Annotated in this window: 16 protein-coding genes and 1 tRNA gene; 8 read left to right on the forward strand and 9 right to left on the reverse strand. The window is 74.0% G+C overall.

The annotated features are described in order from the left end of the window. Positions 1-10 precede the first annotated feature (10 nt). The 6 genes from whiA to KPL57_RS34620 all read left to right on the forward strand — a co-directional run bounded on the left by whiA (position 11) and on the right by KPL57_RS34620 (position 8,015). Positions 11-949 carry a DNA-binding protein WhiA gene (gene whiA / locus KPL57_RS34595; RefSeq protein WP_226354788.1) on the forward strand — a complete coding sequence of 313 codons (939 nt, stop codon included), beginning with the start codon at positions 11-13 and terminating at the stop codon, positions 947-949. 99 nt (positions 950-1,048) lie between these two features. Beyond that, positions 1,049-2,290, forward strand: coding sequence for an acetyl-CoA carboxylase biotin carboxylase subunit family protein (locus KPL57_RS34600; protein ID WP_062399604.1), 1,242 nt, complete (start codon positions 1,049-1,051; stop codon positions 2,288-2,290). A gap of 47 nt (positions 2,291-2,337) precedes the next feature. After that, positions 2,338-4,368: a hypothetical protein gene (locus KPL57_RS34605; RefSeq protein WP_226354789.1), complete on the forward strand. Its 2,031-nt coding sequence runs from the start codon at positions 2,338-2,340 to the stop codon at positions 4,366-4,368. A gap of 23 nt (positions 4,369-4,391) precedes the next feature. Beyond that, positions 4,392-5,753, forward strand: coding sequence for a polyprenol phosphomannose-dependent alpha 1,6 mannosyltransferase MptB (mptB, locus tag KPL57_RS34610; RefSeq protein ID WP_226354790.1), 1,362 nt, complete (start codon positions 4,392-4,394; stop codon positions 5,751-5,753). 4 nt (positions 5,754-5,757) lie between these two features. After that, positions 5,758-7,242 carry an apolipoprotein N-acyltransferase gene (lnt, locus tag KPL57_RS34615; RefSeq protein ID WP_226354791.1) on the forward strand — a complete coding sequence of 495 codons (1,485 nt, stop codon included), beginning with the start codon at positions 5,758-5,760 and terminating at the stop codon, positions 7,240-7,242. Further along, on the forward strand, positions 7,212-8,015 hold the full coding sequence (locus KPL57_RS34620) for a helix-turn-helix domain-containing protein (RefSeq protein ID WP_226354792.1): 804 nt from the start codon (positions 7,212-7,214) through the stop codon (positions 8,013-8,015). The genes lnt and KPL57_RS34620 overlap by 31 nt, the downstream gene beginning before the upstream one ends. Here the strand turns inward: KPL57_RS34620 and KPL57_RS34625 are convergent. The 7 genes from KPL57_RS34625 to KPL57_RS34655 form a co-directional block, all read right to left on the reverse strand. Then, positions 7,958-8,323 (reverse strand): DUF4345 family protein, encoded by a 366-nt coding sequence (locus tag KPL57_RS34625; protein WP_226354793.1) that lies wholly within the window; start codon positions 8,321-8,323, stop codon positions 7,958-7,960. The two genes, KPL57_RS34620 and KPL57_RS34625, sit on opposite strands and share 58 nt — an antisense overlap. Before the next feature lie 120 nt (positions 8,324-8,443). Beyond that, positions 8,444-9,022: a GNAT family N-acetyltransferase gene (locus KPL57_RS34630; protein WP_226354794.1), complete on the reverse strand. Its 579-nt coding sequence runs from the start codon at positions 9,020-9,022 to the stop codon at positions 8,444-8,446. A 9-nt stretch (positions 9,023-9,031) separates the two neighbouring features. Continuing rightward, the gene (locus KPL57_RS34635; protein WP_226354795.1) at positions 9,032-9,862 is read right to left on the reverse strand and encodes a phosphotransferase; all 831 of its coding nucleotides are present in this window, start codon (positions 9,860-9,862) and stop codon (positions 9,032-9,034) included. 109 nt (positions 9,863-9,971) lie between these two features. Beyond that, entirely contained in the window at positions 9,972-10,175 is a 204-nt protein-coding gene (locus KPL57_RS34640; protein ID WP_226353718.1) for a cold-shock protein, read from the reverse strand. A gap of 349 nt (positions 10,176-10,524) precedes the next feature. Continuing rightward, on the reverse strand, positions 10,525-10,857 hold the full coding sequence (locus tag KPL57_RS34645; RefSeq protein WP_062399612.1) for a hypothetical protein: 333 nt from the start codon (positions 10,855-10,857) through the stop codon (positions 10,525-10,527). A gap of 57 nt (positions 10,858-10,914) precedes the next feature. Continuing rightward, positions 10,915-11,427 (reverse strand): polyketide cyclase, encoded by a 513-nt coding sequence (locus KPL57_RS34650; RefSeq protein ID WP_226353719.1) that lies wholly within the window; start codon positions 11,425-11,427, stop codon positions 10,915-10,917. Positions 11,428-11,486: 59 nt separating this feature from the next. Next, positions 11,487-12,125 (reverse strand): TetR/AcrR family transcriptional regulator, encoded by a 639-nt coding sequence (locus KPL57_RS34655; RefSeq protein WP_226364722.1) that lies wholly within the window; start codon positions 12,123-12,125, stop codon positions 11,487-11,489. A 112-nt stretch (positions 12,126-12,237) separates the two neighbouring features. On the opposite strand from KPL57_RS34655, the gene KPL57_RS34660 reads away from it, so the two are divergent. Continuing rightward, positions 12,238-13,005 (forward strand): SDR family NAD(P)-dependent oxidoreductase, encoded by a 768-nt coding sequence (locus KPL57_RS34660; RefSeq protein ID WP_226353721.1) that lies wholly within the window; start codon positions 12,238-12,240, stop codon positions 13,003-13,005. Between the two features lie 55 nt (positions 13,006-13,060). Here KPL57_RS34660 and KPL57_RS34665 read toward each other — a convergent pair. Both KPL57_RS34665 and KPL57_RS34670 read right to left on the reverse strand, forming a co-directional pair. Continuing rightward, positions 13,061-13,134, reverse strand: a tRNA-Pro gene (locus KPL57_RS34665). A 37-nt stretch (positions 13,135-13,171) separates the two neighbouring features. Further along, positions 13,172-14,122: a metallophosphoesterase gene (locus KPL57_RS34670; RefSeq protein ID WP_226354796.1), complete on the reverse strand. Its 951-nt coding sequence runs from the start codon at positions 14,120-14,122 to the stop codon at positions 13,172-13,174. 38 nt (positions 14,123-14,160) lie between these two features. Between KPL57_RS34670 and KPL57_RS34675 the strand changes: the two genes are divergently transcribed. After that, positions 14,161-14,634 (forward strand): GatB/YqeY domain-containing protein, encoded by a 474-nt coding sequence (locus KPL57_RS34675; protein ID WP_226354797.1) that lies wholly within the window; start codon positions 14,161-14,163, stop codon positions 14,632-14,634. Positions 14,635-14,651: the final 17 nt, after the last annotated feature.

Raw genomic sequence — 14,651 nt, forward strand, 5'->3', positions numbered from 1 at the left:
GGAGACGATCGTGTTCGACCTGGAGCGCGTGACCGCCGAGCTGCACCGTGAGCTCGGGGCGGTCCGCGAGGAGCGCCCCGGTGTCCGGCACGCCGGGCTCGTCACCCAGCTGCGCCTGGCGGGGGAGGTCGGCGTCCGCGACGGCAGGACGACGATCCACGCCGAGTTCGACGCCCCGGCCCCCGCGCTGCGCATGCGCTCCGAGCTCGGGGCGCTGCACGGTCGCGGCGGGCTGCGGGCCGAGGTCGTGACCGGCGGCGGCGCGACCCTGCGCTACCAGGTGCGGGTCACGGCGCCAGGGACCGACCTGGCCCGGGCGACGGGTCTGGTCGACCGGACCGGACGGCCGGTGCTCGGGCTGCCACCCGCCGTCGTCGCGGCGGGGCCCGCCGTGGCCGCCGGGGTCTGGCGTGGGGCGCTGATCGCGCGGGGCCGGGTCGTGCGGCCGGCCGGGCGGGTCCGCCTGGTCGTCACCTGCCCGGGCCCGGCCGTCGTGCTCGCCCTGGTCGGGGCGGCCCGCGGGCTCGGGGTGCTGGCCGCGCCGCAGGAGACGGTGAGCGAGCACCGCGTCGTCGTGCGGGACCCGGAGAGCGCCGAGGCCCTGCTGCGCAGTGTCGGCGCGCCGGGCGTGGCCGAGGTGCTGAGCCGGGTCCCGGTCGCCCCGCGGGGCGCGACCACCGCGGACGGGTCGCTGCAGACGGTGAACGCCCGCCGGGCCGCGACGGCCGCCGCCGCGACGACCGAGCGGGTCCGGGTGGCGCTGCGCGCGCTCGGCGACGACGTCGCCCCCCATCTGCGGGAGACCGCACTGCTGCGTCTGGAGCACCCGTCGCTGTCGCTGGCGGAGCTCGGCCGTCTCGCCGACCCGCCGCTGACGAAGGACACCGTCGCCGGGCGGCTGCGCAGGCTGGTCCGGCTCTCCGGTGTGGCCGGACCCGACGACGACTGAGTCCCGCCGCCACGATCCGCCCCTCCGGCGTACTCGGGGTACGGTGTGGACTCAAGCATTCGCCGCCTTAATTCGTCGAAATCGGGAGGTTGCTTTTCCATGCCTCGGTCCGACTCAGCCACCAAAAATCCAGAAAAGGGATACGTCGCACTTCTCGGGTGGAGTCTCAATGCGGTGGAGGCGATCGACCGCTTCGACCGCCGGTACGTCGTCGTCGCCCCGGACTGGGCCGAGGAATACTGCAAGGAACACGAGATCCCGTACGTCCCGTGGAACTTCGAGCGGCTGAACGACCGCTCGATGGAGATCGCGGAGACCTTGCAGGAGATGGGCGTCGACGTCGCCATCCCGCTGTTCGAGGAAACCGTGGAATGGGCCGGCGCAATCAATTCCGTGCTGCTCGACAACCCGCGGCTGTTCGGGCAGGCGATGCTGCTCCGGGACAAGGCGCTGATGAAGCGTCGCGCACAGCTCGGCGGAATCCGGGTGGGCATCTTCGAGGAGGCCCACGACCGTGACGACATCGTCCGTTTCCTCAAGCGCGTCAACCAGACCCTGCTGAAGCTCGACGGTGACCCGAACGACCCGATCCACATCAAGGCGTTCGACAAGGCGGGCTGCCTCGGGCACCGCGTGGTGCGCACCTATGAGGACATCGACAACATCCCGGACGAGGAGTTCCCGCTCCTGATGGAGTCCCACCTCGACGGGTGGGAGTTCGCCGTCGAGGCGTGGGTGCACAACGGGAAGATCAAGTTCCTCAACATCTCCGAGTACGTCACCCTCGGTTACTCGGTGTTCGTGCCGGCGACCCCGGAGCTGGAGAAGTACCGGCCCGCGATCACCGCGCAGATCGAGAAGCTGATCAAGACCTTCGACATCGAGTTCGGCTTCGTCCACCCGGAGTACTTCGTCACCTCCGACGGCGAGATGTACTTCGGCGAGGTCGCCTACCGGCCGCCGGGCTTCAAGGTCTTCGAGCTGCTGGAGCGCTCCTACGGCTTCAACGCCTACCAGGGCCTCGTGCTGGCGTTCGACCCGAAGACCACCGAGGAGGAGATCGACGCCTTCTTCCCGAAGGAGGTCGAGGGGGCTTCCGGCGTGGCCGGCTGCTTCGGGGTCTACCCGCGCCGCCGCGTCGTCAGCAGCCTGCGGATCCCCGAGGAGACCGAGGACGACGACTACTACGAGTCGCACGACCTCACGTCGCCGGTCGAGGAGACCGTGACGAAGAGGACCGCGTTCGGCACGCACTGGGGTCTGCTCTACTTCTTCGGGGACGACCCCTACCGGATGCGCGATCTGTTGAAGAAGCAGGAAGAACTCGACTTCTACGTCTGAGGGCGGGTACCCGCCCACGGCCGTGGAGCCCGAACGAGGGAAGCCGTGTGAAACCGACCGTCGACGTCGCGAGTGGGACCTCGGTGCTGGACAGGCGCCTGGTCTCGCTCGACGACGCCACCCGGGACCTGGCCCGGACCCCGGACTTCGGCAAGACGACGAAGATCCGCAGGGTTCTGGAGCAGCTCCGCCGCGTCCTGCTGCAGGACGGGGGCCCCGCCGCCGTGCAGGCCCGAGCCCGGGACCTGGAGGAGGCCGGCGTGTTCGCCGGCACCGACTGGGCCCAGCCGGACATCCTGGTCCCGGCGTTCGTCGGGGCGGGGCTGCACAGCGGCGTCGCCGACACGGTGGTGATGGAGGCGACCAGCGAGCTGCGGATGCTCGCGGTCGCCCTCGGGGAGTACGACCACCCCGCGATCTCGGCCGACGAGGCCCGCCAGTTCCTGTCCCAGGTGCTGGCGATGAACCTCGAGCTGCTGTTCACACCGCCGACCGAGGCGGAGCGGGTCCACGAGGGCCGGACGGCCCAGATGATCCGCGACCTGTTCCGTCACATCGCCGAGGGCATCGGCTACGACAGCGTCCTCGACAAGCTGGTCGCCGAGATCTGGCGGATCCTGCGCCAGCGCCCGATCCAGGTCGACCAGGTGTCGTCGCTGATCACCCGGCTTTCGGTGTGGCGCGGCGACCCGAGCGTCGACCTGTCCTCCGGGCAGGGACTCGACCGGCTGATCACCGCGCTGTTCGGGACCACCGAGGCGAGCCGCGAGGACCCGGGGATCGACGTCTTCCGCTCCCGGCTGGAGGCGATGGACACCGGAGGCCTGCAGTACGAGGCCGCCGGGTTCGCCCGGGCCATGCACGACACCGGGCTCGTGTCGCCGTACCACGCGGAGCTGCTGCAGTTCCTGCGCCACGAGAGCGACTACCTGCTCGCCGAGGCGCTCGGGCTGTCCGACACCGGCAAGAACTGCCTGCTGCGCTTCCGGGACCTGGTGCACCGGCTGATCGAGGAGGCCGTCACCCCGCACACCGCGCAGTGCATCTACGGCCTGGCGCTGCTGCTCGACCGCGGCATCCTCTACGAGCCGCCGGTCGTGCCCGGGCTGTGGCGCCAGATCGCGCTGGAGATCGGCCCGGCCGCCCGCCAGCGCCTGGTCGCCGCGTTCGGCGAGCAGCCCGAGCCCGAGGTGCGGCTGCTGGCCGGCGTGCTGTCGATGCTGGGCCAGCCGCTCGGCGTCGGGCAGGGCGACAACCCCACCTGCCAGTCCGCGCGCGCCCTGTCGATGTGGGCCTACAACGACCCGGACTACCTGCTGCAGATGGTCGTCTGGGCGGCCCGCGACGACGAGATCGTCATGCACTTCGAGGGACAGCGGATCTCGTCGAAGGAGAGCGGAGCCGGGGTCGCGGAGAAGCTGCCGATCGACCTCGACCCGGTGTCGCTGGTCGTCGTCCCGCACCTGGACCGGATCTACGCCGAGATGGGCCGCCGCTGCTCCGACCGGCCCGGGGACCCGCACCGCTGGGTCAACCCGGAGTTCCACGGCTGGTGGGCGGCGCGCGGCTTCCACATCAACGTCGACGTCGGGACCGGCAACCTCACCGACCTCGACGCCTTCCTGCGCCAGTTCCACGCCGGCTACCACCCCGGGTACAACGGCGGCCAGCCGCTGATCCACCCGCAGCCCGCGGGCATCGCGGTCACCGACAGCGCCGCCCGCTACGTCGGCTGGCACGCCATCGCGATCCTGCGGGTCGCGCCGGACCCGAACGACGTGATGCGGGTGTACTTCTACAACCCGAACAACGACAGCGGGCAGGACTGGGGCGACGGCGTCGTCGTCTCGACGGCGGGCAACGGGGAACGCTTCGGCGAGGCGTCGCTGCCGTTCGACCAGTTCGCGTCGCGGCTCTACATCTTCCACGGCGACCCGCTGGAGCACGGGGAGCCCGAGCGCGTGCCCGCGGAGGACATCGCCACGATCGTCGGCTACATCGAACGCAGCTGGGGGGCCGACCGGCTCCCCGCCGGTGCGGCGCTGCAGGCCTCCGACGGCCCGGCCCCCACCGGCTGACCCCGCCCGTGGGTCGGGTCGCGGTGCCGACCGCGCTCGGTGCGGCCGGGTCCGTCCTGCTCACCGGCGGGGCCTGGGCGGTGGTCCGCTGGCCCGGCTCGACGGTCGCGCTCGGCGCCGCCGTCGCCGGGGCCGGGCTCGTCGTCGTCGCCTGGCTGCTGCTGGTGCGCGCACCGGTGGTCCCGGCGCAGGCGGTGCGGGCGCTGCTCGCCTGGGCCACGCCACTGCTCGTCGCACCGCCGCTGTTCTCCCGCGACGTGTACAGCTACCTCGCCCAGGGGATGGTCGCGCTCGGCGGCGCCGATCCGCACCGGACCGGTCCGGCGGCCGGGCTGCCCGCCGGGTCGCCCGTCCTCGCGCGGGTCGACGGCTACTGGCGGGAGACGCCGTCGCCGTACGGGCCGGTGACCGACCTGTGGCAGAAGGCGGTCGCCGCCGTCGCCGGGGACGGGGTGGTCGCCGGGGTGGCGGCGTACCGGCTGCTCGCCGTCGTCGCGGTGGTGGGGATCGGGTGGGCGGTGGTCCGCCTGGCCCGTGCCCACGGGATCCCACCGGGGACGGCGCTGGCGTGGGGGGTCGCGAACCCGCTGGTGCTCTGGCACGTCGTCGGCGGGATGCACAACGACGGCCCGATGCTCGCGCTGCTGCTCGTGGGCCTCGCCGTCGGGCTGCGCGGGCCGTGGGCGGCGCTCGCCGCGGGCGCCGCGCTCGTCGCACTGGGGGCGTTGGTGAAGGCCCCCGCGGCGGCCGGGCTCGTGGTCCTGGCGGTCGCCGCGGCCCGGTCCGCGCCCGGCCGTACCCACCGGTGGGGGGCGGTCGCGCTGGTCGCGGGGGTGGCCGCGGCGGCCGCGCTCGCGGTGTCGGCCGTCGACGCCGGCGGGGGTAGCTGGCTCGGCGCGGTGTCCGCGCCCGGGCAGCTGTTCAGCTGGATGGCGCCCACCAACTGGGCCGCGGCGCTCGCGGGCGTGCTCGGCGCCGACCCGGCCACGGCCCTGACGGCGACGCGGACCGCCGGGACGGTGCTCGCCGCGCTGCTCGCCGCCGGGGTGCTCGTCGCGCAGGCCCGCGGCCGGACCGGTGCGACGACGGCGCTCGGCCTGGTGCTCGGCGCCGTCGTCGTGCTCGGGCCGGTGCTGCACCCGTGGTACCTGCTGTGGGCCCTGACCCCGCTGGCCTGCGTGCCGCTCCCGCCGCGGCCGCGGGCGGCGCTGACGGGCGTCGTGGCGCTGTTCGCGGTGCTGGTGCCGCCGCTCGCGGGGGACTTCTCCGGGCGGCCGATGCAGCTCGTCGTCGCCTACGCGGGCGCGCTGCTCGTCGTCGCGGTGGTGGGGGCGGTGGCCGCCCGGACCCGCGCGCGGGCCCGCGCCGCGGCCGGATCATGCTGACCGTGTGGTGAAGGCACTCGCGCTGCGGATCGCGGCGGTCGTCGTCGGCGGGGTGCTGCTGCACCTGGCGTTCCCGCCGCGCACCGTGTGGTGGACCGCGATCGTGGCGTTCGCGCTGCTCTGGTGGGCGCTGTCCGGGGTTCGGGTGCGCCGCGCCGCGCTGCTCGGGGCGCTGTTCGGGTTCGCCTTCTACCTCGCGCACCTGATGTGGATCCAGGACTTCCTCGGCCGCGACTACGGCCCGTTCCCCTGGGTGGGGCTGTCGCTGGTGATGGCGGGGTTCCCGGCGCTCGGCGGCGCGCTCGTCGCCCTCGCCGCCCGGCTGCCCGCCGCACCGGTGTGGGGGGCGCTCGCGTTCACCGCGCAGGAGTGGCTGCAGAGCCGGTTCCCCCTCAACGGCTTCCCCTGGGGCCGGGTCGCGTTCGGGCAGGTCGACGGGCCGTTCCTGCCGCTGGCCGCGATCGGTGGGGCCCCGCTGGTGTCGGTCGCGGTGGTCGCGGCCGGGTTCTGCGTGGCGGCGTTCCTGCAGCGTCCCCGCCGGGTCGTCGGCCTCGTCCCGGTCGTGGCGGTCGTGCTCGTGCTGCTCGCGGTGCCGACCCCGCCCGTCGACGCGCAGGACGGCACCCGCACCGTCGCGATCGTGCAGGGCGACGCCCCCGACATCGGGCTCGGCCTGTTCAACGCCGGTCGGACCCTGCGCGCGAACAGCCTCGCCGAGACCTCCGTGCTGATCGACCGGGTCCGGTCCGGCGCGGTCCCGCGGCCCGACCTCGTCGTGTGGCCGGAGAGCTCGCTGTCGACCGACGGCGTCGACCCGGCGGTCGACCGGGTCGTCGACGCGCTCGGCGTGCCGTTCCTGATCGGTACCAACTACGAGGCGAGCGCGACCGACACCGAGAACGCGGTGGCCGTCTGGAACCCGGGGACCGGGATGGGGGAGCGCTACGCCAAGCAGGAGCTCGTGCCGTTCGGCGAGCGCATCCCGCTGCGGGCGGTCACGCAGTACCTGACCCCGTTCGTCGCGCTGGCCGACTTCACCCCCGGTACGGCGCCCGCGGTGCTGCCCGTCGCGGGCACCCGGGTCGCGACGGCGATCTGCTACGAGACCGCCTACGACCACGTGCTGCGCGACGGCGTCGCCGACGGCGGTTCGCTGCTGGTCATCCCGACGAACAACGCCTGGTACGGGCGGAGCGAGATGACCTGGCAGCACCTCGCGATGTCGCGGCTGCGGGCCGTCGAGCACGGGCGGGCCGCGGTCGTCGCGGCACTGTCCGGGGCGAGCGCGGTGATCCGGCCCGACGGCTCCGTCGTCGCCGAGACCGGGCTGTACACCGCGGACACCCTGGTCGAGCAGGTGCCGCTGCGCACCGGCCTGACGTTCGCGACCCGCTGGGGGGCGTGGTTCGAGCACGGTCTGGCGCTCGCCGGGCTGCTCGCGGCGGCCGCCGGGTTCGGATGGCGACGCCTGCGGGCGGGCGTCCGGTGACCGCGGCGGCGGGCCCGGCGCGGCTGTGGGTGGGGCCCTGCTGGGCCGTCCACCTGGGGCCGATGCTCGGACTCGACGCCCACCGGGGTGCGGTGGCGTGCCTCGCGGTCGGTGTCGACGACGACCTGACCGTGCGGGTCGACGGCGCCCCGGACCGCACGGCGCGGACACTGCTGGTCCCGGCCGGACTGCGCCACCGGATCACCGGCGGCGCGCACCGGGCGGCCTTCGTGTTCCTCGAGCCCGGTCGCGGGCCCGCCGGGATCGTGACCGGGCACCCGGCCGAGCCCGACCTCGTCGCCTGCGCGGTCGACGGCGACGGGCCGGGGCTGCGGCGGATCCTGGTCGACAGCGGTACGGCGCCGGACGCCCGCGCCGAGCCCGACGCCCGCATCGCGCGGGCGATCGCGGCCCTGCACCGGCCCGGCGGCCCGGACCTGCCGACCGGTGACCTCGCGGCGGCGGCCGGGCTGTCGCCGGGCCACTTCGCGCGCCTGTTCACCCGGCAGACGGGGGCCGGTCTGCGGGCCTACCGCAGGTGGGCGCGGATGCGGATCGTCGCGGGCGTCGTGCGCGACGGCGGGGACCTCACCCGGGCCGCGGCCGACGCCGGTTTCGCGACGCCGTCGCACCTCGGGCTGGCGTTCCGCCGGATGTTCGGCCTGCCGCCCGGACGGCTCTTCCGGTCGGGGCTCGACATCCGGGTCGTGCCCGGTCAGGTCGCGGCGACGACGACCAGCGCCCCGGCCGTGACCGTCTCGACCAGGCCGTAGAACCAGATCGGGTAGAACGCGGTGGGCCGGTCGACCAGCCGGGACAGCACGCGTCCGACGGCCATCCCGCCGAGCGCGAAGGCGACGGTGAGCACCACACCGATGCGGAGCCCGGGGACGGCGAGGGCCAGCCCGAGCACGGCCGCGATCGCCAGGCCGAACCCGCCGTAGACGGCGCGCACCTCCGACCTGCTCTCCGGGCCGTCGGCCACCAGCCCGAACGGCCGGACCAGCGCGGCCGGCGCGGCCAGCGCGTACCCGCCCATGAGCAGGAAGAAGATGCCGACCACGACGATGATCACGATCATCGCTCCTCCGTCTCGGTGCTCCTCCGGCGTCGGCCGGAGGCTTGTCAGGACGTGGGCGAGCCTGCCGGGAACGGGAGCGGTCCGCCGTCACGGATCTGCGCGATCCGGGGCGGGGCCGGGTCAGCCGGTGAGGGCGCGGCGCATGACCACCCGCGGGAACCCACCGGACACCCCGGTGGTCTCCGCGGCGAACGTGAACCCGCCCGCCTCGAACAACGCGCGGGTGCCGACGTAGGCCATCGTCAGGTCGACCCGGGCGCCCCGGTTGTCCACCGGGTAGCCCTCGACGGCCGGCGCCCCCTGGTCCCGGGCGTACGCGACGGCTCCGGCGAGCAGGGCACGCGCGATGCCGCGGCCCCGGTGCCCGGCGCGCACCCGGAAGCACCACACCGACCAGACCGGGAGGTCGTCGACGTGCGGGATGGTGCGGGAGCGGGCGAACGGCAGCTCTGCGCGCGGGGCGACGGCGGCCCAGCCGATGGGTTCGCCGTCGTCGTGGGCGACGACGCCGGGGGCGACCGCGCGGGTCGTCAGCTCCCGGACGTACTCGCCCCGGGCCCGGCCGGTCAGGGCGCGGTGCGTCGCCGCGGGCAGGCGGTGCGAGAGACACCAGCAGACCGATGCGTCGGGGTCGCGCTTCGGGCCCAGCAGGGTCGCGAGGTCCTCGAACGAGGTGGCCGGACCGACGACGAGGGGCACCGGCACAGGCTAGTCGGGGAACGCCTCGGCGAGCATCCGGTGTCCGTGGGCCTCGAACGGCCCGTCGCCGACCTTCAGGGCCCAGGTCGCGGTGCCGACGGCCTCGGCGATCCACTCCCGGCGCCACGGGCCGGGCTCGCGCGGGTCGCCGCCGTAGCCGTCGTGGTGGGCGGTCTCTAGCGCCGGGTCCCACCGGAACTGGCGGGCGGCCAGACGCACCAGGTCGGTGGGCGCCGGGCGCAGCGCCGCCCGGCCCAGGTCGATCACGGCGACGGCCCCGTCGTGCACCAGCCAGTTGCGTGGGTGCCAGTCGCCGTGGGTCGGGACGAGCCGGGCCGGCGGGGTCGGCCAGCCGGCCACCTCCGCCCGCAGCCGCGCGAGCAGCCCGGGGGCGATGCGGTGCGGACGCCCGAGCCTGGTCAGGACGGTGTCGCGCAGCCGGGCGCCGTACCCCTCGTCGACGACGGCGGGCCGGTCGTGCAGCAGCGCCAGCAGCTCCCCGGCCCCGCGGTAGGTCGAGGGCTCGTGCTCGGCGGGCGTGTCCTGCACCAGGGTCCCGGGCAGGTAGCGGGTGACCAGCAGCTTCGCGTCGGCGTCGGCGTGGCGGAGCTCCGGCGCGCGACCCCGGGCGACGAGCGGGGCCAGCCACTCGCGGTGGGCGCGCAGCTCGCGGGCGATGTGGGTGTCGGCGTCGTCGCCGGCCTTCACGATGAGGTCGGCGCCGTCGTGACGGACCCGCAGCACGGTGGTCCCGACCAGACCCCAGCCGTGGTCGGCGACGACCTCGTGCCCGGGCAGCCGGCTCTCGAGCAGCGCGGCCTGGCGGGCGGACAGCGGCACGCCGCCACGGTAGCGGCCCCGGAGACGCCGATGGCGGCATCCCCGCGTGGGGGATGCCGCCATCGGACGGAAGAACAGGGCCCGGCACGTCGGCCGGGCGGGTGCGTCCTTAGCGGACGGTCACCGAGGAGGCCTGCGGGCCCTTGGCGCCCTGGGTGACCTCGTAGGACACGGCCTGGTTCTCCTGGAGCTCCTTGAAGCCCGAGCCGTCGATCGCCGAGTAGTGGACGAACACGTCGGCGCCGCCGTCCTCGGGGGCGATGAAGCCGAAGCCCTTCTCGGCGTTGAACCACTTCACGGTGCCGTTGGTCATGGTGACTCCTTGTAATGCAGCATTCGGACGGAACAACCACGTCGTGCGGCTGCCCGGGTCAGAGGAATTCCCAGACGGCAGCCAGCTTCAGCTACACCAAAGACAGCGAATCCGCCCGCATCATCATTCTGCGAGCGCGCTTGAGACACGAAACTCAGAACTACGGTGACCGAGGACGACGCTACCGCAGGGCGCGGTGTCGACCAAACAATTGTTCACCCCGCGGTGCTCCGGCGGGCCGTCCGGAGGGTCACGACCTGCCGATCGTCACGCTCGGCGTGACTCTGATCACTCGGCGGTCGCCACCCCGGCACGGTCGGTGCCGGGGCGACGACCCGTCGTCGTGTGGTCAGGCGTCGGCCGCGGCCCGCTGGCGCACCGCGATGGGTGCCCCGGCCAGGTCCTCCTCGTTGCACAGCAGCTTGAGCTCGTAGTACGCCGCCTCGGACGCCTCGTTGTAGTCGAGGTGGATGGCGATCACGTCGACCGGCTCACCCAGCCAGGACTGGGTCTCCCGCAGCCACTGCGCGGCGCGCTCCAGTGCGGTCGGGAGGTCGTTGTCGCGGAACTGGACCGGGCGGAACGGTACGTCCTGGATCCCGTCGAGCTGGTGCGCCGGGCGGGGGAGGCCACCGGCCAGTCCCGCGTCGTCGAGATCGAGCGCTACCGGGTTCTCACTCATCCCGTCAGGATCGCGCATCACACCCCGTCGTCGCACCCCACCACGCCCGGCGGGTCGTCAACGGCGCCGTAGTCGGCTGTGGCCCTCGGCGAGCCGTCCCAGGTTCAGCAGCTGCCGCCGGGCCATCACGAGGTCGCCGACCGACACCAGCGGCGCGAGCACGCGGGTGCCGCCCATGACGACCTTGAGCAACAGGCGGGTCGTGTCCGCCCCCTGCGGCACGAGGACGTAGGACATGACGGCGCCCAGGACGCTGCCGGTGAGCTGCACCCCGGGGTCGACCGAGAGGATCCGGCCGAGCCGCCGTCCGCCGGTCGCGGTGAAGGTGTCCCCGACCTGCGGTTCCGGGAGTCCCACGAGCTCCTGCGGGGACCGGCGTCCGAGGTTGTCGACCCAGTCGTAGGAGTACGGGGCGAGCCGGATCTGGGCGACCCACGGCCAGACGGCGGCGGCCGGCGCGGCGACGGAGACGCCCCGCCACGCCTGCAGCGTGGGAGCCGGGACGAGCTCGTCGCACGGGTAGGGGCGGGTGGTCTCGGCGTCGCTCACGCCCCAGCGGTCACCGATCACGGGTCCATCGTGCACCCGGCGGCCGTCCGCCGTCCGCGCCACGAACTGCGCGATCGTCGTCACGGCCCGGGGTCGGCGGCCCGGACCGCGTACCGCGCCGTCGTGGTGCGCACCCCCTCCTCGACGACGCGGGAGACCCGGTCCGCGTCGACGCTCCAGTCGGGCAGGAGGAGCGCGGGCCAGAACAGGGCGTTGGAGATCATCCCGAGGAACTGGGTCGTCGCGAGCTCGGGATCGTCGATCCGGGCGGTCCCGGCCTCGTGCGCGGCGGCGAGATGGCGGCGGACCGTCTCGAAGTAGGGCAGCTTGCCGAGCGAGAACTGTGCCCGTGCCAGCTCCGGGAACCGGGGGAGCTCGGCGATGACGATGCGGAACAGATCCTGCATCTCCTGCCGTCCCAGCAGCGCCGCGTACCGGTGGCCGAGTGCGAGGAGGCCGGCGGTGAGGTCGCCGGTCGGGACGTCCGCGCCGCTGTCGCCCTCGTCCCAGGTCGCGGTGATCATGGCCTCGAACAGTGCGGCCTTCGTCGGGAACTGCTTGAACAGCGTCGCCCGCGAGACCCCCGCCTCGTCCGCGACCCTCGCGAGCGACGTGCGGTCGTAGCCGGACGCGAGGAAGAGCCTCGTGGCCGCCTGCACGATCAGGGCGCGCTTCTCCTCCGCCATACGCCGGTGGTACGTCGGCACGGGGGCATCCATCGTCGTATCGTACCGAGGTGAGTCACTTGACTCACCTCTCCACGGCTCCTACCTTCGGTCACGAGGTGAGTGGATCGACTCACCACTGCGACTCGGAATCCGGGAGAACCCCATGGCTCGTTTCGACCGACAGACCGTCCTCGTCACCGGCGGCACCGGGGGACAGGGCGCCGGCCACGTCCGCGCGTTCCACGCCGAGGGCGCGAACGTCGTCATCGGCACCACCCGACGCGAGCGCGGGGACCGGCTCGCCGAGGAGCTCGGCGACCGGTGCTGCGTCGTGCAGCTCGACGTCGCCGACGAGGCGTCGTGGAGCGCGGCCGTCGCCGAGGCCGAGCACCGGTTCGGCCGGCTGACCGTCCTGGTCAACAACGCCGGCGTCCAGAACCCGCCCGCACCGATCGAGACGACCGAGGCGTCCACGTGGCAGCGTGTCCTCGACATCGACCTGACCGGTGCGTTCTTCGGCATCAAGGCGGTGACGCCGGCCCTGCGCCGTGCGGGCGGCGGGTCCATCACCAACATCGGGTCCGTCATGGGGACCGGAGGGACCGCCCACTACGCGCCGTACGTCGCCGCCAAGTGGGCGCTGCGCGGCCTGACCAGGACCGCCGCGCTCGAGCTGGGCCGCGACGGGATCCGGGTCAACGTCGTCCACCCGGGGGTCATCGCGACGCCGTTCATCACCGAGCCCGCCGCCGGAGCCGCCGCCCCCATCGCCGACTTCTACTCGCCCGACCCCTTCGCGGTGCCGCGGCTGGGGGAACCGGCGGACATCTCGGCGCTGGTGCTGTTCCTCGCGTCCCCGGCGGCGTCCTTCGTGACGGGCTCGGAGTACGTGAGCGACGGCGGCCTGCTGCTCGGCCCGGCCCTCCGGTGAGAGGCCGTGGAACACGACGAAGGCCCAGGTCCGCCGGACCTGGGCCTTCGTGTTGTCGGGGTGACAGGATTTGAACCTGCGACCTCTTCGTCCCGAACGAAGCGCGCTACCAAGCTGCGCCACACCCCGATTGGCACTCGGGTCTCCCCGTGAGCCGTTGAGAACTCTACCCGATGCCCTCCGAGGCCTGCGCGGGGGTTCCCGTCCGCGCATCGGGGCCGGTCGTGCGGGGGACGAGGGTCAGCAGCGAGGCCTCCGGCGGGCACGCGAAGCGCACCGGCGCGTACGGCGAGGTGCCCAGCCCGGCCGACACGTGCAGCCGCATCCGGCTGCCCCAGCGGCTCGCCCCGCGGGCCCGGGACCGGTCGATCCCGCAGTTGGTGACGAGCGCGCCGTAGCCGGGCAGGCGCAGCTGGCCGCCGTGGGTGTGCCCGGCGAGGACGAGGTCGTAGCCGTCGGCGGCGAAGCCGTCGAGCACCCGCGGCTCGGGGGAGTGGGTCAGCCCGATGCGCAGGTCGGTGTCGGCGTCGTGGCCGGCGATGCGCGGGTAGCGGTCCAGGTTCAGGTGCGGGTCGTCGACGCCCGCGATCCGGACCGTCCGGCCGTCGACCTCGAGCACGTGCCGGGCGTGGGTGGCGTCGACCCAGCCGTGCTCGCGGAACGCGGCGCGCAGGTCGGTCCAGGGCAGGTCCGCCCCGTGCACCCGCTTCGTGTCCCCGCGGCGCAGGTAGCGGGCCGGGTTCTTCGGGGTGGGGCCGTAGTAGTCGTTGCTGCCGAACACGAACGCGCCCGGCCGCTCCAGCAGCCTCCCCAGCGCGGTCAGCACGCCCGGGACGGCGTCGGGGTGTGCCAGGTTGTCCCCGGTGTCGATCACCAGGTGCGGGTCGAGCTCGTCCAGCGCCGCGATCCACCGGATCTTGCTGCGCTGGCCCGGTGTGAGGTGGAAGTCCGACAGGTGCAGGATCCGCAGCGGCCGCGCACCCTCGTCGAGGACGGGCAGCTCGACCCGGCGCAGCGTCCAGTGCCGCCGCTCGATCCCCGCCGCGTACCCGATGCCCGACGCTCCGAGCAGGGCGGCTCCGGCGGCGGTACGTGCGAGGGTCCCGGCGATACTCACGCGATCCAGCCTACGTCGCGGGACTATCGTGGCGACCCGTGAGCACCCTCAAGGAGCAGCTGCGGGCCGACCTGACCACCGCGATGAAGGCCAGGGACGAGCTGGTCCGGACGACCCTGCGATCCGTCCTGACCTCGATCGGCAACGCCGAGGTGGCCGGTGACACCGCCCGGGAGCTCTCCGACGACGAGGTCCGCGCGGTCATCACCAAGGAGACCAAGCGGCGCGCCGAGTCCGCCCAGGCCTTCGCCGACGGCGGCCGCCCCGAGTCCGCCGACCGTGAGCGCGCCGAGGGCGAGGTCCTCGCCCGGTACCTGCCGATCCAGCTCGACGACGACGAGGTGGCCGCCCTGGCGACCGCCGCCGTCGCCGAGGTGGAGTCCGAGACAGGGGAGAAGCCCGGCATGAAGCAGATGGGCCAGGTCATGAAGAAGGCGAACGCCGCCGCGGCCGGCCGCGCCGAGGGCGGCCGCGTCGCCGCCGCCGTGAAGAAGGCCCTCGCCGCGGGCTGACCGCACCCACCGACGAC

The sequence above is a fragment of the Pseudonocardia sp. ICBG601 genome, from assembly GCF_020496245.1.

Coding starts and splice junctions, on each gene's coding strand:
- KPL57_RS34620 (WP_226354792.1), top strand. CDS start 7,212: ATGGCGACGCCTGCGGGCGGGCGTCCGGTGACCGCGGCGGCGGGCCCG.
- KPL57_RS34625 (WP_226354793.1), bottom strand. CDS start 8,323: ATGATCGTGATCATCGTCGTGGTCGGCATCTTCTTCCTGCTCATGGGC.
- KPL57_RS34655 (WP_226364722.1), bottom strand. CDS start 12,125: ATGGATGCCCCCGTGCCGACGTACCACCGGCGTATGGCGGAGGAGAAG.
- KPL57_RS34600 (WP_062399604.1), top strand. CDS start 1,049: ATGCCTCGGTCCGACTCAGCCACCAAAAATCCAGAAAAGGGATACGTC.
- KPL57_RS34640 (WP_226353718.1), bottom strand. CDS start 10,175: ATGACCAACGGCACCGTGAAGTGGTTCAACGCCGAGAAGGGCTTCGGC.
- KPL57_RS34660 (WP_226353721.1), top strand. CDS start 12,238: ATGGCTCGTTTCGACCGACAGACCGTCCTCGTCACCGGCGGCACCGGG.
- KPL57_RS34645 (WP_062399612.1), bottom strand. CDS start 10,857: ATGAGTGAGAACCCGGTAGCGCTCGATCTCGACGACGCGGGACTGGCC.